Here is a 20676-nt window from a genome sequence, read left to right as displayed (position 1 = left end):
CGAAGGGGCGGTACAGCCTGTGGCTGTACCGCCCCTTCGGCGTGTGGGTCCCGCGAAAGATCAGCTGCAACCGCTGGTCGAACCGCAGCCCTCGCAGATGTAGCAGGAACCGGCCCGCTGCATCTTCGTACCGCAGGAGAAGCACAGGGGGGCGTCCGCCTGGATGCCCAGCTGCATCTCCACCAGTTCGGCACTGGTGTGGGCCTGCAGCGGAGCGGGCTTGACCGCTTCGACCTCGGCCTTGGGGGTGACGACGGCCTTCAGCTCCTGCGCGCGGGGCGCGGACTGGGCCAGCCCCTCGACGTCGACCTCGTCCTCGCCGGCCTCGTACGAGCCCGTCTCCAGGTGTCGCTGCCGCTCGTCGGCCGAGTGGATGCCGAGGGCGGAACGCGTCTCGAAGGGCAGGAAGTCGAGCGCCAGGCGGCGGAAGATGTAGTCCACGATCGACTGCGCCATCCGCACGTCCGGGTCGTCCGTCATGCCGGCCGGCTCGAAGCGCATGTTGGTGAACTTGGAGACGTACGTCTCCAGGGGCACGCCGTACTGCAGGCCTACGGAGACGGCGATCGAGAAGGCGTCCATCATGCCCGCGAGGGTGGAGCCCTGCTTCGACATCTTCAGGAAGACCTCGCCGAGACCGTCGTCCGGGTAGGAGTTGGCCGTCATGTAGCCCTCGGCGCCGCCGACCGTGAAGGACGTGGTGATACCGGGGCGGCCCTTCGGGAGGCGCTTGCGGACCGGGCGGTACTCGACGACCTTCTCGACCGCGGTACGGATGGTGTCCTCGGCCTTGGCCGTGACGGCGTCGGTCGCGACCTTCTCCTTGGTCTTCGCGGAGAGGGGCTGGCCGACCTTGCAGTTGTCGCGGTAGATCGCGAGCGCCTTGACGCCCATCTTCCACGCCTCGAAGTAGACCTCTTCGACGTCCTCGACGGTCGCCGTCTCCGGCAGGTTGACCGTCTTGGAGAGCGCGCCCGAGATCCACGGCTGGATCGCGGCCATCATGCGGACGTGACCCATCGCGGAGATGGAACGCTCGCCCATGGCGCAGTCGAAGACCTCATAGTGCTCGGTCTTGAGGCCCGGGGCGTCGATCACATTGCCGTGGTCGGCGATGTGGGCGACGATCGCCTCGATCTGCTCCTCCTGGTAACCCAGGCGGCGCAGGGCCTGCGGGACGGTGCCGTTGACGATCTGCATCGAGCCGCCGCCGACCAGCTTCTTGAACTTGACCAGGGCGAGGTCGGGCTCAAGGCCGGTGGTGTCGCAGGACATCGCGAGACCGATGGTGCCGGTCGGGGCGATGACCGAGGCCTGCGCGTTGCGGAAGCCGTTCTTCTCGCCGAGACGCAGCACGTCCTGCCAGGACTCCGTGGCGGCGGCCCAGATCGGCGTGTCCAGGTCGTCCACGCGCGGGGCCACGGCGTTGGCGTCGGAGTGCTGCTTCATGACGCGCTGGTGCGGCTGCGCGTTGCGGGCGTAGCCGTCGTACGGGCCGACGACCGCGGCGAGCTCCGCGGACCGCTTGTACGAGGTGCCGGTCATCAGCGAGGTGATGGCACCGGCGAGGGAACGGCCGCCGTCGGAGTCGTACGCGTGACCGGTCGCCATCAGCAGGGCGCCGAGGTTGGCGTAGCCGATGCCCAGCTGGCGGAAGGCGCGGGTGTTGTCGCCGATCTTCTGGGTCGGGAAGTCCGCGAAGCAGATCGAGATGTCCATCGCGGTGATGACGAGCTCGACGACCTTGGAGAAGCGCTCGACGTCGAAGGACTGACGGCCCTTGCTGTCGTCCTTCAGGAACTTCATCAGGTTCAGCGAGGCGAGGTTGCAGGACGTGTTGTCCAGGTGCATGTACTCGCTGCACGGGTTCGAGCCGTTGATACGACCGGACTCCGGGCACGTGTGCCAGCGGTTGATCGTGTCGTCGTACTGGATGCCCGGGTCGGCGCACGCCCAGGCCGCCTCCGCCATCTTGCGGAAGAGCTCCTTGGCGTCGACCTCCTCGATGACCTCGCCGGTCATGCGGGACGTCAGGCCGAACTTCTCGCCGTTCTCGACGGCCTTCATGAACGTGTCGTTCACGCGGACCGAGTTGTTCGCGTTCTGGTACTGGACGGACGTGATGTCGTCGCCGCCCAGGTCCATGTCGAAGCCCGCGTCGCGCAGGGCGCGGATCTTCTCCTCTTCCTTCACCTTGGTCTGGATGAAGTCCTCGATGTCGGGGTGGTCGACGTCCAGGATGACCATCTTGGCGGCACGGCGCGTGGCGCCGCCCGACTTGATCGTTCCTGCGGAGGCGTCGGCACCGCGCATGAAGGAGACGGGACCCGAGGCGTTGCCGCCCGAGGAGAGCAGTTCCTTGGAGGAGCGGATCCGGGAGAGGTTCAGGCCGGCGCCGGAGCCGCCCTTGAAGATCATGCCCTCTTCCTTGTACCAGTCGAGGATCGACTCCATGGAGTCGTCGACGGCCAGGATGAAGCAGGCGGAGACCTGCTGCGGCTGGGGCGTGCCCACGTTGAACCACACCGGCGAGTTGAAGCTGAAGATCTGGTGCAGGAGGGCGTACGCCAGCTCGTGCTCGAAGATCTCGGCGTCGGCGGGCGACGTGAAGTAGCTGTGGTCCTCGCCGGCCTTCCGATACGTCTTCACGATGCGGTCGATGAGCTGCTTGAGGCTCACCTCGCGCTGCGGAGTGCCCACGGCACCCCGGAAGTACTTGCTGGTGACGATGTTGACCGCGTTCAACGACCAGAAGTCGGGGAACTCGACGCCACGCTGCTCGAAGTTGACCGAGCCGTCGCGCCAATTGGTCATGACGACGTCACGGCGCTCCCAGGACACCTCGTCGTACGGGTGCACGCCCGGGGTGGTGTGGATGCGCTCGATACGCAGTCCCTTGGTGGCCTTGGTGCCCTTCGCGCGGGAACCTCGTGCCGGACCGCTCGCCGTCTCTGTCATGCCGCCTCCCTGTATCAGGCTAAAACGCCCCGAAGTGCCTCGTTCTTCCCGGGGCACGGTGTGTGTTCTGGCATTGCGAGCACCGCCTACGCGTCCGCTCGCAACAGGTATGTGGTCGCCGCCGATCGGCAGGGCCGATGCCGGCCCTTCTCGTCAGTCGGCGGCGTTTGCGGGCACCGGGACTTCGACAGCCTCTCCGGACCCGCGGTCGCTTCCTTGGCACCCCTCGCACACGTCTTCGTCGGCCGTGGCGGGGCCCTGCGTCTCTTCCCTGAGTTCCGTGATGGCGGCCTCGAAGTCCTCCAGCGAGTCGAACGCCCGGTACACGGACGCGAACCGCAGATAAGCCACGAGGTCGAGCTCCTGCAAGGGGCCGAGTATGGCCAGTCCCACGTCGTGGGTGGTCAGTTCGGCACTCCCGGTGGCCCGCACCGCCTCCTCGACCCGCTGGCCGAGCTGAGCGAGTGCGTCCTCCGTGACGGGCCGCCCCTGGCATGCCTTGCGCACGCCGTTGATGACCTTCGTACGACTGAACGGCTCGGTGACTCCGGACCGCTTCACGACCATGAGGGAGCACGTCTCCACGGTCGTGAACCGACGGGAGCAGTCGGGACACTGGCGGCGCCTGCGGATCGACGTGCCGTCGTCCGTCGTACGGCTGTCGACGACACGGCTGTCGGGGTGCCTGCAGAAGGGACAGTGCATCGAATCCAACCCTCCTCGCACAGCACGACTCGATAGCCTCGGCAGGCCCTTGAGCCCCTCGAAGCAGCCCCCAGCATAGGCGATGACCTAGGACCTGGAAGACCGGGGGACCACAACTTCTGGGCTGCTGTGGAACTCGGACCACTATATGTAGGGCCTGACCCGAATTTCACGCTCTACGCGCGTGTCGCACCCGTATTGGCATGTGCCGCGCGTCCATTCCGGCGGGGAGCGTACGGGGATACGGTGTGCGGCAGCGATACGGGGGCCGGTTCCCGATCCACGGGGCACCTGATGGCAGACTGGTCCTCGCCCCGCTCCGACCCACAAGGCCACGGCATCGGCGGCGAAGAGTACGAGAAAGTGCGGCACCGAGCACCTTCGTCCGCCCCGTGCAGCGGTAGCCATACACCCAGACGCGTGATCACGTAAGGCCATTCGCGTTTTTTCACTCGAACGTGTGTTTGGCGCAACCTTTCGAAAGCAACTACCGTTGTCCAGCAGGGAGACGAACGAGAGGGGCCGACGTGACCACCACCGCAGACAGTGCCACCATCACTGCCCAGGACCGCTCCCAGGGCCGATTTGAGCCGGTGCAAGCCATGAATGAAACCGCGAACCAGGAGGGGCCCAAGCCCGCCCGCTCCCTGCCGGGCCGACCTCCAGGCATCCGGGCGGACAGCTCCGGGCTCACGGACCGGCAACGCCGCGTCATCGAGGTCATCAGGGACTCGGTCCAGCGGCGGGGATACCCACCGTCCATGAGGGAGATCGGACAGGCCGTGGGCCTCTCCAGCACCTCCTCCGTGGCCCATCAGCTGATGGCACTGGAGCGCAAGGGCTTCTTGCGCCGCGATCCGCACCGACCCAGGGCCTACGAGGTCCGCGGATCCGACCAGTCCACCGCGCAGCCCACCGACACGGCCGGAAAGCCGGCGGCGTCGTACGTCCCGCTCGTCGGCCGGATCGCCGCCGGTGGTCCGATCCTCGCCGAGGAGTCGGTCGAGGACGTCTTCCCGCTGCCCCGGCAGCTGGTCGGCGACGGTGAGCTGTTCGTGCTGAAGGTCGTCGGCGACTCGATGATCGAAGCCGCGATCTGTGACGGCGACTGGGTGACCGTCCGCCGCCAGCCTGTCGCGGAGAACGGCGACATCGTGGCGGCCATGCTGGACGGTGAGGCGACGGTCAAGCGCTTCAAGCGCGAGGACGGCCATGTGTGGCTGCTGCCGCACAACTCCGCCTACCAGCCCATCCCTGGTGACGAGGCGACCATCCTCGGGAAGGTCGTGGCGGTGCTCCGGCGGATCTGAGGATCCACCCCTGACCGGGCCCCGGGACCCCTGCGCCGGTTCCGGGGCCCTGTGCTGTCCCCGTTCCTCACGGGTTCCCCACCGGGCCCCGCGCCGGACCGCTGTGCACGCCCGCCCTGCACGCCCGCTGTGCACGCCCGCTGTGCACGTCACAGGGGCTGCTCCACCGGTTCTCACCGGAGGGAGCAGCCCCTGTGACGTTCAGGCCTTCTCGGACTCCGCGGCCTCCTCGGCCTTACGCGCCTTCTCGTCGATGGCGGCCAGCGACCGCCGCACCTGGTTACGGTCCGTCGTGTACCAGAAGTCGGGCAGTGACGCCTTCAGGTAGTTGCCGTAGCGAGCGGTGGCGAGCCGCTGGTCCAGCACGGCGACCACACCACGGTCCTCCGTCGCCCGTACGAGGCGGCCGGCGCCCTGGGCCATGAGCAGGGCCGCGTGCGTGGCCGCGACGGCCATGAAGCCGTTGCCCCCGGCGTCCTCGACCGCCTTCTGGCGGGCGCTCATCAGCGGGTCGTCGGGGCGCGGGAAGGGGATCTTGTCCATGACGACCAGCTGGCAGCTGGCCCCCGGGACGTCGACGCCCTGCCAGAGCGAGAGCGTGCCGAACAGACAGGTCTTCGGGTCCGCGGCGAAGTTCTTGATCAGCTCGCCGAGCGTCTCCTCGCCCTGCAGCAGGATGGGGAACTCCGGGACACGGGAGCGCAGTTCCTCCGCGGCGAGCTGGGCGGCGCGCATCGAGGAGAACAGGCCGAGCGTACGGCCGCCGGCCGCCCGGATCAGCTCGGTGAGTTCGTCGAGCATGTCCCCGCGGTCGCTGTCCCTGGCGGGTCTGGCCAGGTGTTTCGCGACGTACAGGATGCCCTGCTTGCCGTAGTCGAACGGCGAGCCGACATCGAGGCCCTTCCAGAGCGGGATGTCCTCCCCCTGGACGCCTTCCGGGGACAGGCCGAGGGAGGCGCCCACGCCGTTGAAGTCGCCGCCGAGCTTCAGCGTGGCCGAGGCCAGGACGACGGAGCGGTCCGTGAAGAGCTTCTCGCGCAGCAGGCCCGCCACGGACATCGGCGCGACCCTCAGGGAGGCCCCGAAGCGGTCGTGCCGCTCGTACCAGACGACGTCCCACTCGGAGCCGTTCGTGATGCGCTCCGCCACGTCGTGGACGCTCTCCACGGAGGCGAGGGCCTGCTTGCGGACGGCGTCCTCGTCGGTGACGGACTTGTCGCGGGTCGCACCGATCCCCGAGATCACCGTGCGGGCGGCGTCCCGCAGGGCCATCAGCGCGTACCCGAGGTCCTCCGGGATCTCCTCAAGGCGGCCGGGCAGAGCCAGCTCCATCAGCCGCTCGAAACCCTCGGCGGCCGTCTGGAGCTGATCGGCGGCCTTTTCGTTGACGAGCTTCGCCGCCCGGCGCACCGCCCGGTTGACCTGGCCCGGCGTGAGCTCGCCTGTCGCGACTCCGGTCACCCGGGAGACCAGCTCGTGGGCCTCGTCGACGATCAGCACCTCGTGCTGAGGCAGGACGGGGGCGCCTTCGATGGCGTCGATCGCCAGGAGCGCGTGGTTGGTGACGACGACATCGGCGAGCTTGGCGCGCTCACGGGCCGCCTCGGCGAAGCACTCCGCTCCGTAGGCGCACTTCGAGGCGCCGAGGCACTCCCTGGAGGAGACGGAGATCTGCGACCAGGCCCGGTCCGAGACACCGGGGGTGAGGTTGTCGCGGTCGCCCGTCTCGGTCTCGTCCGACCACTCCCGCAGCCGCAGCAGGTCCTGGCCCAGCTTGCTGGTGGGCGCGGCCGCCTCGAACTGGTCGAAGAGGCCCTCCTCCTCGTCCTGCGGGGCTCCTTCGTGGAGACGGTGCAGGCACAGGTAGTTCGACCGGCCCTTGAGCATCGCGAACTCGGGCCGGCGGCGCAGCAGCGGATGCAGGGCGTCCACCGTGCGCGGCAGATCCCGTTCCACCAGCTGCCGCTGGAGTGCCAGGGTGGCCGTCGCCACGACGACCCGCTCCCCGTGCGCCAGCGCGGGAACCAGGTAGCCGAGCGACTTTCCGGTGCCGGTGCCCGCCTGGACCAGCAGATGGGAACCGTCGTCGATGGCCTGCGCGACGGATTCGGCCATGGTCACCTGGCCAGGGCGCTCCGTACCGCCGACGGCTGTGACGGCGGCGTGCAGGAGTTCGGGGAGTGAGGGCTCTGTCATAGCCCGACCACCCTACGGGTCGGCACCGACAACCGGGTGATCGCGGCGGCGGAGGGGGATGTGATCAGGACGCGTACAGGGGTGTCGGCGCTGTGGGTGGTCACGACTGGTGGAGAGGGTTCGGGACGGTGCCGTGCACGGCGGCGTGCGGGCGCTGCGGCCGGTCCCGGTAGCCGTCGAGGTGCAGCCGGTTGCGGTTGAGGCAGAGCCGCTCGATACGGGGAGTGAGCAGGTCGAACGTCTCGTAGCGTTCCTTGAGCTCCGGGAAGAGCCTGTGGTGCCGAAGGATCTCCGCCCGGACGAGTGACCAGAACTCGTCCTCACGGACGCCCAGTTGCTCCTGGCACAGCGGGGCCAGATAGCGGAAGACGCCCACGAAGAGCCCGGAGTGGATGAACTGGGTGAGAAAGGCGGCCGGCTCCGTGAGCAGTACGGCCCGTACGTCGTCGGGCATGGAGGCGTGCTCGGGAAGCCGCTCGGCGCTCACGTTCACGTCGTCCACGAAGTCCTTCACCGCGAGCCGCACCGGTACGTCGTGGTCGTCGAAGACAACGATCGCGTTCTCGCCGTGTGGGCTGAACACAGTGCCGTAGCGGTAGAGGAAGTGCAGCAGGGGCGGCAGCAGCGCGGCGAAGAGGCGGCGCAGCCAGCTTCGCGGGTCGAGACCCGAGCGGTCGACGAGCTCCGCCGCGAAGGCACGGCCCTCGGGATCGGTGTGCAGGAGTGCCGCGAGCGTACGGGCGCGTTCGCCGGGCACGAGATGGCGGGACAGCGGCTCGCGCCAGATCGCGCCGAGCAGTTCCTTGTACTGGTAGGGGACTTCCGGCAGCGCGTCGTACACCGGGTGCCCGACCGTCACGGACGCGACCTCGCCCAGCAGGATCACTCCGCAGGTGTCGTGCAGGAAGGGATCGGTGTCCCGCAGCCCGTGCATCCAGGCGGTGACGGCGGGGGCCGCGAGGGTCCGTTCCGTCGGGAGCCCGCGCCACACCAGGGTGTTGAGGACGGACAGCGGCAGTTTCACGGTGTGCCGGTCCGGACGTGAGGTGTTGAGGAACGTACGGATCGACTGCTGGGGCAGACGGAGATCGCCGTCCGGGGGCAGCGGGACGATGGCCCCCGCGGCGACGGAGGGCGCGAAGAGCGGCAGCACGACGTCGTTCCACTGCCAGGGGTGCACGGGCAGATAGAGGTACGACTCCGGGGTGAGCCCCCGCGCGCGCAGTGCCGTGTCGTAGGACTTGCGGACCTCGGGGTCGAGCTCGCGCGCGTAGAGCTGGTCGGCACTGTCCAGGCCCTGGACGCCCCGGTAGGTGGCGATCGAGGTGTGGACGGCGATCCACGGCAGGACTGTCGCCCTTCGGCCCTCGGGCGCCCACTGGGCGGCGTCCGTCGCGGAGAAACCGAGCCGGCCCTTGTTGAGGACGATCCACGGGTGGCCCGTCTGGTGGCCTTCCAGCTCCGCGTACCCGAGATCGGCGAGGCGGGCGGCCGGGAGGGCGGTGTGGTCCAGCCGGGCGTCCGCGGCGAGGGTGGTGGACAGCTCGCGGATGACGTGACCGAGGGTGGCCCCGTCGAGGTGGAGCACGGCACGGGCGCGGGTGAGGAAGTCGAGGGGGTCGGTGTAGGGCCGCTGGTGCGGGGGTGGCTTGGGGGCGCCGGGTGCCGTGGGGGCGATGTCCGAGGGCTCGGAGGGGGGCGTGGGCTCGGAGGGGGGCGTGGGCTCGGTGAGCGGTCCGGTTACGGCGGCGCGTTCGGCGGAGAGGGCTGCGGTTGTTCCGGCCGCTTCGGTCAGGGTGAGTGACTCCGGGTCCACCCGCCAGCTGTCGTACGCACCGCGGCGGGCGCGGAAGGCAAGGACACCACCGGCGTCGAGGCGGAGTGTGTAGGAGCGTTCGCCGTCGGGGGTGGGGCCGGCCGACTCGGGCTCGGAGGGTGGCGCGGCTCGGGGCTTGGGGGCGGCCGAACTCTGGGCTTCCGGTGCGGGCGAGTTCGCGGACTCCGGTGCGGGAGAGTTCGCAGGCTCCGGTACGGGCTGGCCTAGGGGTCCGCGGAGGGGCGGCGCGGTGAGCGGTCGCCGAGCTTCCGTATCGAGTGGCGAATCGTCTCCTCTGTGTCCCCGGGGCCCGGCGGAAGCCCCGGCGCTGGAGGAGCCGGAGGAGCCAGAGGGGCTGGAGGGGCTGGAGGGGCTGGAGGGGCCGGAGGGAACGCTGGCTGCCGCTGTACCGCCGGTGCGGGGCGCGGTCGGCTCCGGCAGGAGGATTTCCTCGTGCGCGAACTCGCCGATCATCTTCGCGAGCAGGCGGCGCCCCGCCTCCTCCCATCTTTCCGGGCTCAGTTCCGGCGGGTCGTAGAGACGTGACGGCTCTCCGGGAGCCGGGGCGGCGGACGGGTTCGGCACAGGGACTCCTCGACTGGGAACCTGATCGGGACGAGCGGTGTAGGGGAAGTGACAGCGCTACAACAGATCGCGCAGGGCCCGGTCGCGGACCATGAGGGCTGCCTTCTTGTCCGGCAGATCGACCTCGGCGGAGAACCGGAAGCCGGCGCTCAGGAAGGCGGACACGGAGGGGGTGTTGCGAAGGTCGGGCTCTGCGACGACCCGTGCGCAGGAGGGACGCCGGTCGAGGACGAGGTCCGAGACAGCACGGAGCAGGATCGTGCCGAGTCCCCGCCCTCGATGGGCGACCCCGCCGATGAGCAGGTGGATTCCGGTGTCGTGAAGGCGAGCCGGGTAGTGGCGGGCCAGGGGGTCGAGATCCGCGCGGTAGATCTCCCAGTAGCTCATCGGTGTGCCGTCCAGCACGCCGAGACAGGGGACGCTGCGTCCGTCGCCGGAAAGTTGGGCGCGCAGGTGGTCCTCGGTCGCCGTACCGGGGCCGGCGAGCTCCCAGAAGGCGGCCACGGCAGGGTCGTTCATCCAGCGACCGATCAGCGGAAGGTCACGGTCGAGGTGTACGGGGACCAGGTCGAAGACGCCCACGGCGGTGGCCGTCTGCCCCCAGTCACCGACGCGGTCCAGCAGGTCCTCACCGGCGAGGGTGAGGGGACGGGCGGGTCTCGTCTCGCGCGGTACCGGAGGCTTCTTTCTGGCGAAGAGTGCGAGGAGCTCGTCGGGCAGACGCAGGTCAAGGGTGTCCGGGCCGTCCGGGCTGTCCTGGCTGTCCGGGCCGTCCACAGCGGGGCCCGTCCTACTACGGGCACCGGCGCGGTGGGCGGTACGGGCGTCGGCGCCGGCGTCGGTGCTCGCATCGGAGGGAGGCACGGCGACGCTCCTCTCAGGAGACGGAGTGGGGCATGTTCCTCATGGATGAAGGGGATTGGCGATGGTGACGTAGACGGACTGGGTGTCGACCGGGCCGACGAGTTCGTCGAGACCGTGCAGCCGGGTCAGCAGGTTGGCCTTGCAGCGCAGGACGGGAGAGTCGAGCAGAAGGGCGGGCAACGTGGTCCGCGGCAAGCGGGCGGGGCCGGAGGCGACGTCGGCGAGGAAGCGGCGGAAGGCGGCCAGCAACAGGCGTTCGTCAGCGAGGCGTTGGGAGCCGAAGGCGCCGATGAGACCGAGCACGTTGTTGATGGCGAGGTAGTAGGCGAACCGTTCGTCGGTGACCGCGTCGGAGACGAAGGTGTCGCTGTGCTCGCCGATGCCAGGCAGTCGCCTGCTCAGTTCCGCGCGCCGGGACTCGCGGAAGTAGTAGCCCTGGTTGTCGCGGTAGCGGCCGCCGCTGGGCCAGCCCTCCGGGTCCAGCAGGAGCAGGGTGTTCTGCTGATGTGCCTCCAGTGCGATGCCGGCTTCGCTGTCCAGCCAGAGGACAGGGCGGACGACGTGTTCGAGATAGCGCAGGAACCACTCCGCGGCGACGGCTCCACGCGGCCGGCCCGTACGTCCCGCGAGCCGTGTGACGATCTCGGTGAGCCGGGACCGGGTCGCGGACCGGGTCGGCTCGGGATGCCCGGATCCGGTGGACGTGCTCCCGAGCCTGGGCGAGACGAGCCCGGCGACGCAGGAGACGTCGTCGGTCGGCGTGAACGGGTTGTGGCGGATCATCACGTCGAGTCCGGTCAGCGGGGTGCCGTCGGGTTCGTTCACCGCGAGCCACGCGGGGTCGCGCACGATGTCGAAGCCCGGGTGGGTCGCCTGCCACTGTTCGGCGAGGCCCGCCCGCAGCAGGCGGTGGACCTCGATCCCCCGGTGGAATTCCTTGCGGAGGTTCTCCCGGCGGGAGTTGGTGATGCGCAGGCCCAGCGACACCTTCAGCATCGCGGGGGCACCGGAGCGGTAGAGGGTGCGGACGGAGGAGGTCGGGTGCCACGGGGAACCGTGGGGGCCGAGGTCCCGGAGCAGTCCGGCGGTGAGCAGTCTCGCGATCTCCGGGCGCCGGTGGACTTCACGAAGCTGCCAGGGATGCATCGGCAGCGCGGCGTAGCCCTCGGGCAGCCGCGGTCCTGCACCGGCGAGCCGGGAGGTGAGCTGTTCCGCGGGTACGGGTCGGCCTCGCTCGGTCCACGCCGAGTCGGTGGCGAGCACGGAAGGAGCGACGGCCATCCAGTGCAGTGCGAAGGAGCCGCGCAACTCCGGCGAGTAGAGCCGGTTCTCGGCGACGGAGAGACCTTCGCGGCTCTTCGGGGTGGGGTGGAGCGGGTGGCCGAGCAGCAGTGACTGCTCGGCGGAGAGGAAGAGGTCGGAACCGTCGGCGGGGTTCTCCCGGCGGTCCGTGATGAACACGACGGTCCGCCGCAGAGAGTCCGCGACCCGACCGACCAGATCACCGTCGTCGACCGGGGCGCGGAACGCGGCGGCCGCAGCGGGGGCGGACCCGACGGACGCAGTCGGGATCGCGTGCGTCGGAGTCTCGTGTGCCGGGGTCGCGTGCGTCGGAGCCTCGCGCCCCAGCAGGGCCGCGAGCGTGACGGCGTCGGTGGGAGGGGCCTGGTCCGGGGCGCCGGCGAGGTGAGGCGGGCCAAGTCGGTGCCACCCCGTGGGGGACCAGTACTGGACCGGGACGACGAGGGCCGTACCACTGACCGGAAGGGGGATGCGCAGGACGCCGTCGGCAGGAGCGGGGAGGTCGTGCTCGCGTACCCAGCAGCGCAGCAGGTTCTCCACGGCCGCGGCCTGGGCAGCGGTGTGCGGGTCGGGGTGTTCCAGCAGATCCGTGGTGGCGCCGTACAGTCCTTCGGACGTCCTGGCCCCTCCCTTCTGCCGGGGGACCGACTCGCCTCCCGGCCCGAGCGGGACCTGCGGGCGGCAGGCTGCTCGCTCGTGGGGCTGGGGGCGTCCGTCGGATGCGGGCGTGGCGTTCAAAAGGGTTCCTTGGAGGTGGTTCAGGCTCGTACGGCGACGAGCCGGGGCTGTTCCGGCATGGGTGACACCTGTGCGTTTCCCGGTCGGGGCGGGGAGATGGAAGGTGCCGCCGGGTAGTCCTGGCGGATGTCAGCACCGTCGCCGGCACAGAGGCACCCGCCTCCCGGTCCCGGGCCCAGATCCCCCATAGATCCGCCCCCCTACCCTGTGTATTCGGTCTGGTCGTTCTGTTTGGTCGGGTCGGTCTGCTCGTTCTGTTCAGTCGCGTCGGTCTGTTCGGGCGGTTCGGTGCGCTCGGCCGGCAGCTTTCGGGCGCCCGGGACACCTCCGCCGGTGGGCGTCTTCGCCACCTCGGCCACCGCGTCAGCGAGCCGGTCCAGTACCGCGGTCGCCTGCTCGTCGGTGATCGTGAGGGGTGGCAGCAGGCGTACGACGCCGGCGTGCCGACCGCCCAGTTCCACGATCAGACCGCGTCGCAGGCACTGCCGTTGGACGGCGGCCGCCAGCTCGGGCGCTGCGGGGGGAGGTCCTCCCGGAGTTGCTGCCGACTTCCCGGGGTCCACCAACTCGACGCCGATCATCAGTCCTCGGCCGCGCACCTCTCCGACGCAGGCGAAGTCGGACTCCAGAGCGCGGAGTCGGCCGATCATGCGATCGCCCAGTGCGGCGGCACGCTCGGCGAGTCCGTTCTCGCGGACGTACGCGAGGGTCGCGGCGCCCGCCGCCATGGCGAGTTGGTTGCCGCGGAACGTGCCGGCGTGGGCGCCCGGTTCCCATACGTCGAGGTCGTCGCGGTAGACGACGACGGCCAGCGGCAGGCTGCCGCCGATGGCCTTGGACAGGACCATCACGTCGGGTGTGACGCCGCTGTGCTCGACCGCCCAGAAGGTGCCGGTCCGGCCGACCCCCGTCTGCACCTCGTCGGCGATCAATGGAATGGAGCGCGCCGCGGTGATCTCCCGTATCCGCCGCATCCAGTCGTCGCGGGCCGGGATCACTCCGCCCTCGCCCTGCACCGGTTCGAGGATCATGCCCGCGGGGCTCGTCACCCCTGATTTGGCGTCGTCGAGGAGGGACTGCGTCCAGCGGGCGGCGAGTTCGGCCCCGTGCTCGCCTCCGACGCCGAAGGGGCAGCGGTAGTCCTGCGGATAGGGCAGGCGGGTGACCCGTACATCGGGGGCGCCTCCGGATGCCGCGAGCGCCCCTTCGGTCATCCCGTGATAGGCGCCGGTGAAGGCGAGGATCCCGCTGCGTCCGGTCGCGGTGCGCACCAGTTTCAGCGCCGCCTCCACGGCGTCCGTGCCGGCGGGGCCGCAGAACTGCACCCGTGCGCGGTCGGCGAGACCGGGTGGCAGCGTGCGGAACAGTTCGGTGGTGAAGGCGTCCTTGACGGGTGTGGCGAGGTCCAGGACGTGCAGCGGGGCTCCGGAGTCGAGGACCTTCCGGATGGCCTCCAGGACGACCGGGTGGTTGTGGCCGAGGGCCAGAGTGCCCGCGCCCGAGAGGCAGTCGAGGTAACGGCTCCCGTCGGCGCCCTCGATGGTCAGCCCGCGCGCCCGCACGGGAACGATCGGCAGGGCGCGCGCGTAGGTGCGGGCCGCCGACTCGCGCGTCGACTGCCGTCGCAGGATGCCCTCTTGCGCCGCGCGCGCCGTCACGTTCTCCTGCACCGTGCGTACTGTCACGGTTTCGTGCGCCGTGCGCGCCGTCGGGTTCTCCTGCATCGCACGCGCCCCCGGCGCTTCCTGTGTCGCGGGCGCCGTCCCGGGCGCGGACTCCGTCACAGCCACGTCTGTCGTCCTCCCGCTGTTCACGCCGTCCACGCCACGCTGTCCAGGGGCGGGTTGCCGGTCCGCCCGAGGGGAGGCGGCAGAGGGATGAACGCAGCCGGAACGTCCCCCGTACGTACCAACGACGATGACCGCGCGGGGCAACGGCGGGCCGGAGATCCTTGCCGTGACGGAACCGTTGCGGCTCCGTCGGAAGTCCCCCACAGCAACGGCATAGTCTGTGGTGCCGTTCGGCGATCCTCGCTGATCAGCACCCACGGTCCACGTCGGGTACGCACGGGTCCCCGGATCCGTACGAAGTCCCGTGTGGCAGCACAGAGTTGTTCGTTCACCTCCAGGGGGAGTTCACACCATGCGACCGATACGTCCGCTCTTCGCCGCCCGTCGAGGGAGGAGCCCGCGCCGCAGAATCTCCCCCGTGCTGGCCGCGGTGGGCCTGGCCACCGCGCTGGCTCTGACCACCACCGCCTGCGGCGCGGACAAGGAAGCCGACGCGGCTGCCGAGACGTCCGCCGCCGCGGCCGGTGACGGCAAGATCCAGATCCCGGACGACATCAAGGACCGGCTCAAGGAGCACGGCGTCGACATCGACAAGTGGAAGGGCGGGGCCTGGAAGGACTGGGACAAGGACGACTGGCTGCGCGAGGCCGGCGACTACATCAACCCGGTCATCGCGGACCTGTGGGACCCGGACCGTATGCGCGAGGCCGAGGACCCGGACCAGGGCAAGGGCGTCGACGAGAACGACCTCTCGGGCGACCAGGGCGTGACCGACCCCGAGCCGGCGCCCGTGCAGGCCAAGGCCGTTCCGGCGGGCTACCACGAGAACGTGCCCGAGGCGGGCAAGGTGTTCTTCGACTCCCCCGAGGGCACGATGGTCTGTTCGGCGACCGTGGTCGAGGACCCGGCGCACCCGGGCAAGTCCAACCTCGTGTGGACCGCGGGACACTGTGTGCACGCGGGCAAGAAAGGCGGCTGGTACCGCAACATCGCCTTCGTGCCCTCGTACAACGACAGCGCCATGTCGGCGAGCGAGAGCGCGAACGCCACCAAGGAGCAGGTCGCCCCGTACGGCGTCTGGTGGGGCAACTGGGCGCAGACCTCGGACCAGTGGATCGAGCAGGGCGGCCCGACGGGCGGCGAGGGTGCCTCGTACGACTTCGCCGTCATCCATGTGACGCCGGAGAAGGGTGGGGACGGCAAGTCCCTGGAGGAGACCGTCGGTTCGGCGCTCCCGGTCGACTTCGACGCTCCGGCCGTGTCCGAGGTCGGGGACATCACCGCGACCGGTTACCCGGCGGCGAAGCCGTTCGACGGGGAGACCATGTACCAGTGCACGGACCAGCCGGGCCGTCTCTCGCTCGTCAGGTCCGACCCGACGATGTACCGCATCGGTTGCACCATGACCGGTGGTTCCTCGGGCGGTGGCTGGATCGCGGCGGGCTCGGACGGCGAGCCCGCGCTGGTCTCCAACACCTCGATCGGCCCGGTGACCGCGGGCTGGCTGGCGGGTCCGCACCTGGGCACGGAGGCCAAGGGGATCTACGACGCGGTGAGCAAGAAGTACGCGGCACAGCAGTAGCCGCACGGGGACGGACGGCGGCAGGGTGGGCCTCACGCAGACATTCACCGCCCGGCCGCCGTTCGTCCCCGATTCCCTGGCACAGTGATTCCCGGGCACAGCGGGGTTGTCGCGGTGGGGTTGTCGCGGTGGCACGGGTTCCGCCCATGTGCGCGACCCGAAGGTCAGAAATACACGTTCTATCGGGGGTAACGACACCATGCGTTCCACACGTCCGTCCTTCGCGGAAAGTCGCGGGCGGGGCCGCTTCCTCGCCGCCGCCGGACTCGCCGCGACCCTGGCGCTCACCGGCACCGCCTGCGACTCGGGGGACGACAAGGCCGCCGACAAGCCGGCTGCCACGGGTTCCGAGTCCTCCGGTTCCGACAAGATCGAAATTCCGGCCGACATCGCCGACAGGCTCAAGGAGCACGGCATCGATGTCGACGACTGGAAGGACGGCGAGTGGAAGAACTGGGACCAGGACAAGTGGCTCAGTGAGGCCCAGGACTTCGTCAACCCGGTGATCGAGGGACTCTGGAAGCCCGAGCGGATGACCTCCGCCGAGGACCCGCGGAAGACGGTCTCCACGAAGGACGCGGCGGCCGAGCAGGGGGTCAGCGACCCGGCGCCCGCCCCGGTCAGGGCGGAGCGCGAGAACACCCCGTACCACGAGAACGCCGCGCCGGTCGGGAAGGTCTTCTTCGACTCCCCCGAGGGTTCGATGGTCTGCTCCGGCACGGTCGTCTCGGATCCGCGCAACCCGGGCAAATCCAACCTCGTGTGGACCGCAGGTCACTGCGTGCACGCCGGCGGTGGCGGTGGCTGGTACCGCAACATCGCCTTCGTGCCCGCCTACAACGACCTCGGCAAGTCAGAAGCCGATCTGGGCGACGCCACGCAGGAGGAGATCGCCCCGTACGGCCAGTTCTGGGCGGACTGGGCCTCGACCTCCGACGAGTGGATCGCGGGCGGCTCGGAGTCGGGCGGCGCGGGTGCCCCGTACGACTACGCGGTGCTGCACGTGAAGCCGGAGGCCGGCGACAAGTCCCTGGAGGAGACGGTCGGCAACGCGCTCGACGTCGACTTCTCCACGCCCGCCGCCGCGAACGCGGGCACGATGGGAGCGTGGGGCTACCCGGCGGCGGCACCCTTCGACGGTCTGATCATGCACAAGTGCGTCGACCGGCCGGGCCGGCTCTCGCTCGGCGCCGGGCTGCCGACCATGTACCGCATCGGGTGCACGATGACCGGTGGTTCGTCCGGCGGCGGCTGGTTCCGGGTGGTCGACGGCAAGACCGTGCTCGTCTCGAACACGTCGATCGGCCCGTCCGACAGCACCTGGCTGGCCGGTCCGCAACTGGGCAAGAGCGCCAAGGCCATCTACGACAACATGAGCGAGGAGTACGGCGCCAAGTAGCCGCCGTACGCGCCTGCGCGCAGTACACAGCACGAAAGCAGTACCCAGCACGAAGTGCGCACACCGAAGGCCCGCCCCCGTGGATCACTTCCGGGGGACGGGCCTTCGTCGCGGTTACGTACGCCCGGTGCGCTTACACGCGGTGCGGTGCGGGGCTCAGGCCGCCGGAGCCGGCACGTACGGAGCGAGCTCCGCCGCCAGTTCCTCGTGCACCCGCGCCTTCAGCAGGGTGCCCTCCGGGGTGTGCTCCTCGGAGAGGACCTCGCCGTCGGCGTGGGCGCGCGCCACCAGCCGGCCGAGCGTGTAGGGCACGAGGGCCTCCAGCTCGACCGAGGGGTGCGGCAGTTCGACGTCGATGAGCGCGAGCAGCTCCGCGATGCCCTGGCCGGTACGAGCCGAGACGGCGATGGAGCGCTTCTCGTTCCGCATCAGCCGCTGGAGCACCATCGGGTCGGCCGCGTCCGCCTTGTTGATCACCACGATCTCGGGCACCTTGGTGGCGCCCACGTCGCGGACGACCTCGCGCACGGCGGCCAGCTGCTCCTCCGGCGCCGGGTGCGAACCGTCCACCACGTGCAGGATCAGGTCGGAGTCGCCGACCTCCTCCATCGTGGAGCGGAACGCCTCGACGAGGTGGTGCGGCAGATGCCGTACGAAGCCGACGGTGTCCGCCAGCGTGTACAGCCGCCCGCTCGGGGTCTCGGCCCGGCGCACGGTCGGGTCGAGGGTCGCGAACAGCGAGTTCTCGACGAGTACGCCCGCGCCCGTGAGGCGGTTGAGCAGCGAGGACTTGCCGGCGTTGGTGTAGCCGGCGATCGCCACCGAGGGCACCTTGTGGCGACGGCGCTCCTGGCGCTTGATGTCTCGGCCGGTCTTCATGTCCGCGATCTCCCGGCGCATCTTCGCCATCTTCTCGCGGATGCGGCGCCGGTCCGTCTCGATCTTGGTCTCACCGGGGCCACGGGTGGCGAGCCCGCCGCCCGCGCCGCCGCCCATCTGACGGGACAGCGACTGACCCCAGCCGCGGAGCCTCGGCAGCATGTACTGCATCTGCGCGAGAGCGACCTGCGCCTTGCCCTCACGGGACTTGGCGTGCTGGGCGAAGATGTCGAGGATCAGGGCCGTCCGGTCGATGACCTTGACCTTGACGACGTCTTCGAGGTGGATGAGCTGGCCCGGCGACAGTTCACCGTCGCAGATGACAGTGTCCGCGCCGGTTTCGATCACGACGTCCCGCAGCTCGTTGGCCTTGCCGGAGCCGATGTAGGTGGCCGCGTCGGGCTTGTCCCGGCGCTGGATGACACCGTCGAGCACGAGCGCTCCCGCGGTCTCCGCGAGGGCGGCCAGCTCGGCCAGTGAGTTGTCCGCGTCGGTCGCGGTCCCCGAGGTCCACACACCGACGAGGACCACACGCTCCAGACGGAGCTGTCGGTACTCGACCTCGGTGACGTCCTCAAGCTCGGTGGAGAGGCCCGCGACGCGGCGCAGGGCCGCACGCTCGGAGCGGTCGAACTGATCGCCGTCCCGCTCTCCGTCGATCTCGTGGCTCCAGGCGACGTCCTCTTCCATCAGGGCATCGGCCCGAAGACCGTCGGGGTGGTTCTGCGCGAGGCTCTGTGTGTCCTGGGAAGGGGAAGAAGAGGAGGTCATTGGGTCCTTACGTCGATGGGGATACCGGGGTGACGGACTCCTCGCCCGTCACTGGCCTCAACGTCCGGGGCCGCCGGGAGATTCCCGCCCGGGCCCACGGGGCCGTGCCGCCGACCTGAAGTGTCGTCGACGTGAAGATGTTCGCACGGCACGCCCCGTCTCGTCACTCGAATTCCCGGGGGTTACGGAGCGCGCCTTTCGGGAAGTACCGGGCGCGCTGCGCGGGGGTCACCCGGCGCGTTTCACGGAGTCACCCGGCGCGTTTCGCGGCCTTCTCGGCGGGCGCGGCGCTCTTCCAGTCCGGGTGCCCCGGCATGGGCGGGGTCTTCTCCGCGTAGAGCCACGCCTTGAAGAAGCCGCTCAGATCGCGGCCCGCGATGCCCGTGGCCAGGCGCTCGAAGTCCGCCGTGTCGGCGACACCGTCGTGGTGGGTGCTCACCCAGGCGCGCTCCAGCCGCTCGAAGGCGGGGCGGCCGATCTCCTCGCGCAGCGCGTACAGGACGAGGGCGCTGCCGTCGTAGACGTTCGGGCGGAAGATGCTGAGCTTCTGGCCGGGCTCGGCCTCCTTCGGGACGGCGGGCGGTCCGCCGGCCCTGCGCCAGGTGTCGGACGACCGGTAGGCGGCCTTCATCCGGGCCTCCATGGGCCTGTCGGCCCTTTCCTCCGCGAAGAGTGCCTCGTACCAGGTGGCATGTCCTTCGTTGAGCCACAGGTCGGACCAGGTGCGCGGGGAGACGCTGTCGCCGTACCACTGGTGGGCCAGTTCATGCACCATGATCGACTCGACGTACCACTTCGGGTACTCGGTCCGGGCGAAGAGGTCCTTCTCGAAGAGGGAGAGCGTCTGTGTCTCCAGTTCGAAGCCGGTACGTGCCTCGGCGATGAGCAGCCCGTACGTCTCGAAGGGGTAGTCGCCGACCTTCTCCTCCATCCAGGCGATCTGGTCGGGGGTCTTCTTGAGCCACGGCTCCAGCAGCTCGCGGTCCTTGGTGGGCACCACATCGCGTACGGGCAGACCGCCGGGGCCGTTTCGGCGCACCACGGAGGAGCGGCCGATGGACACCTGTGCCAGCTCGGTGGCCATGGGGTGCTCGGTGCGGTAGGTCCAGGTGGTGCCCGCGGCACGGCGGGTCGTCCCTACGGGGAGGCCGTTGGCGACGGCCGTGTAGCCGTCGGGGGCGGTGACCCGAATGGTGAACACCGCCTTGTCCGAGGGGTGGTCGTTGCCGGGGAAGACGCGGTGTCCGGCGTCGGCCTGGTTGGCCATCGCGAGCCCGTCCTCGGTCCGCACCCAGCCGCTCTGCTGGTCCTTCGTGGAGACCGGGTCGCTGTCGTGGTGCACGGTGACGCGCATCGGGATGCCGGGCGGCAGCGCTTCGGCGGGCGTGACGACCAGGTCCTCGCCGGCGCTCCGGAACTCGGCGGGCTCGCCGTCGACCTCGACGGATCGCACTGTTCCGTGCGAGTAGTCAAGATTGAACTGCTCCAGCCAGTCCGTCGTACGGGCCTCGATGACGGTGACGGCCGGCAGCGGCTTCGTGTTGCTGCCCGAGTACGTGAAGGCCAGGTCGTACGCCGTGACGTCGTACCCGGGGTTGCCCAGGTGGGGGAAGAGACGGTCGCCGATTCCGAGCGGTGACGGTGCGGGGGCGCTCGCGGCGATGAGGCAGACGGATGCGGCGGTCGCGAGGAACGCGGTTCGCAGCCGCCGCTGTCGGGAGTCCCTGGGGGTTTCCGTCCCGGCGCTGTGGAGGGTTGTACGGGTGCGCAGCATGGACCAC

12 protein-coding genes are annotated in these 20676 nt (G+C 70.0%); 3 read left to right on the top strand and 9 right to left on the bottom strand.

What is annotated here, in order from left to right; genetic code table 11:
• Positions 1-60: 60 nt before the first annotated feature.
• A complete protein-coding gene (locus tag ACH4DZ_RS38580; RefSeq protein ID WP_398293403.1) occupies positions 61-2958 on the bottom strand; it encodes a vitamin B12-dependent ribonucleotide reductase in 2898 nt (965 codons plus the stop codon).
• A gap of 153 nt (positions 2959-3111) precedes the next feature.
• Positions 3112-3663 carry a transcriptional regulator NrdR gene (nrdR, locus tag ACH4DZ_RS38575; protein WP_398293401.1) on the bottom strand — a complete coding sequence of 184 codons (552 nt, stop codon included), beginning with the start codon at positions 3661-3663 and terminating at the stop codon, positions 3112-3114.
• A gap of 527 nt (positions 3664-4190) precedes the next feature.
• On the opposite strand from nrdR, the gene lexA reads away from it, so the two are divergent.
• On the top strand, positions 4191-4973 hold the full coding sequence (gene lexA, locus ACH4DZ_RS38570; protein ID WP_189774560.1) for a transcriptional repressor LexA: 783 nt from the start codon (positions 4191-4193) through the stop codon (positions 4971-4973).
• Positions 4974-5174: 201 nt separating this feature from the next.
• On the opposite strand, the gene ACH4DZ_RS38565 is transcribed toward lexA, so the two are convergent.
• From ACH4DZ_RS38565 to ACH4DZ_RS38545, 5 genes are all read right to left on the bottom strand, one after another.
• Complete coding sequence (locus tag ACH4DZ_RS38565) at positions 5175-7169, bottom strand: ATP-dependent DNA helicase (protein WP_398293399.1); 1995 nt, start codon at positions 7167-7169, stop codon at positions 5175-5177.
• Positions 7170-7269: 100 nt separating this feature from the next.
• Entirely contained in the window at positions 7270-9570 is a 2301-nt protein-coding gene (locus ACH4DZ_RS38560) for an IucA/IucC family protein (protein WP_398293397.1), read from the bottom strand.
• 57 nt (positions 9571-9627) lie between these two features.
• On the bottom strand, positions 9628-10434 hold the full coding sequence (locus ACH4DZ_RS38555; protein WP_398293395.1) for a GNAT family N-acetyltransferase: 807 nt from the start codon (positions 10432-10434) through the stop codon (positions 9628-9630).
• A 39-nt stretch (positions 10435-10473) separates the two neighbouring features.
• Positions 10474-12474: an IucA/IucC family protein gene (locus tag ACH4DZ_RS38550; RefSeq protein ID WP_398293393.1), complete on the bottom strand. Its 2001-nt coding sequence runs from the start codon at positions 12472-12474 to the stop codon at positions 10474-10476.
• A 200-nt stretch (positions 12475-12674) separates the two neighbouring features.
• Complete coding sequence (locus ACH4DZ_RS38545; RefSeq protein WP_398293391.1) at positions 12675-14264, bottom strand: diaminobutyrate--2-oxoglutarate transaminase family protein; 1590 nt, start codon at positions 14262-14264, stop codon at positions 12675-12677.
• A gap of 352 nt (positions 14265-14616) precedes the next feature.
• On the opposite strand from ACH4DZ_RS38545, the gene ACH4DZ_RS38540 reads away from it, so the two are divergent.
• Together ACH4DZ_RS38540 and ACH4DZ_RS38535 are read left to right on the top strand one after the other, a co-directional pair.
• Complete coding sequence (locus ACH4DZ_RS38540) at positions 14617-15846, top strand: trypsin-like serine peptidase (protein WP_398293389.1); 1230 nt, start codon at positions 14617-14619, stop codon at positions 15844-15846.
• Between the two features lie 199 nt (positions 15847-16045).
• A complete protein-coding gene (locus ACH4DZ_RS38535; RefSeq protein WP_398293387.1) occupies positions 16046-17245 on the top strand; it encodes a trypsin-like serine peptidase in 1200 nt (399 codons plus the stop codon).
• 156 nt (positions 17246-17401) lie between these two features.
• Here the strand turns inward: ACH4DZ_RS38535 and hflX are convergent, their stop codons facing one another.
• On the bottom strand, positions 17402-18895 hold the full coding sequence (gene hflX / locus ACH4DZ_RS38530; RefSeq protein ID WP_398293385.1) for a GTPase HflX: 1494 nt from the start codon (positions 18893-18895) through the stop codon (positions 17402-17404).
• 250 nt (positions 18896-19145) lie between these two features.
• A complete protein-coding gene (locus ACH4DZ_RS38525; protein ID WP_398293383.1) occupies positions 19146-20669 on the bottom strand; it encodes a M1 family metallopeptidase in 1524 nt (507 codons plus the stop codon).
• Between the last annotated feature and the right edge of the window lie 7 nt (positions 20670-20676).

Origin of the sequence: Streptomyces sp. NPDC017991 (genome assembly GCF_044328075.1) — a bacterium.
Taxonomy (GTDB): domain Bacteria; phylum Actinomycetota; class Actinomycetes; order Streptomycetales; family Streptomycetaceae; genus Streptomyces.
Note: the sequence above shows the minus strand (reverse complement) of the source record. Positions and strands in the feature narration are given on the sequence as shown.

Bases quoted from the DNA above. Each gene is read 5' to 3' on its own strand.
- ACH4DZ_RS38580 (WP_398293403.1), bottom strand. From the start codon at position 2,958: ATGACAGAGACGGCGAGCGGTCCGGCACGAGGTTCCCGCGCGAAGGGC.
- nrdR (WP_398293401.1), bottom strand. From the start codon at position 3,663: ATGCACTGTCCCTTCTGCAGGCACCCCGACAGCCGTGTCGTCGACAGC.
- ACH4DZ_RS38565 (WP_398293399.1), bottom strand. From the start codon at position 7,169: ATGACAGAGCCCTCACTCCCCGAACTCCTGCACGCCGCCGTCACAGCC.
- ACH4DZ_RS38540 (WP_398293389.1), top strand. From the start codon at position 14,617: ATGCGACCGATACGTCCGCTCTTCGCCGCCCGTCGAGGGAGGAGCCCG.
- ACH4DZ_RS38535 (WP_398293387.1), top strand. From the start codon at position 16,046: ATGCGTTCCACACGTCCGTCCTTCGCGGAAAGTCGCGGGCGGGGCCGC.
- hflX (WP_398293385.1), bottom strand. From the start codon at position 18,895: ATGACCTCCTCTTCTTCCCCTTCCCAGGACACACAGAGCCTCGCGCAG.
- ACH4DZ_RS38525 (WP_398293383.1), bottom strand. From the start codon at position 20,669: ATGCTGCGCACCCGTACAACCCTCCACAGCGCCGGGACGGAAACCCCC.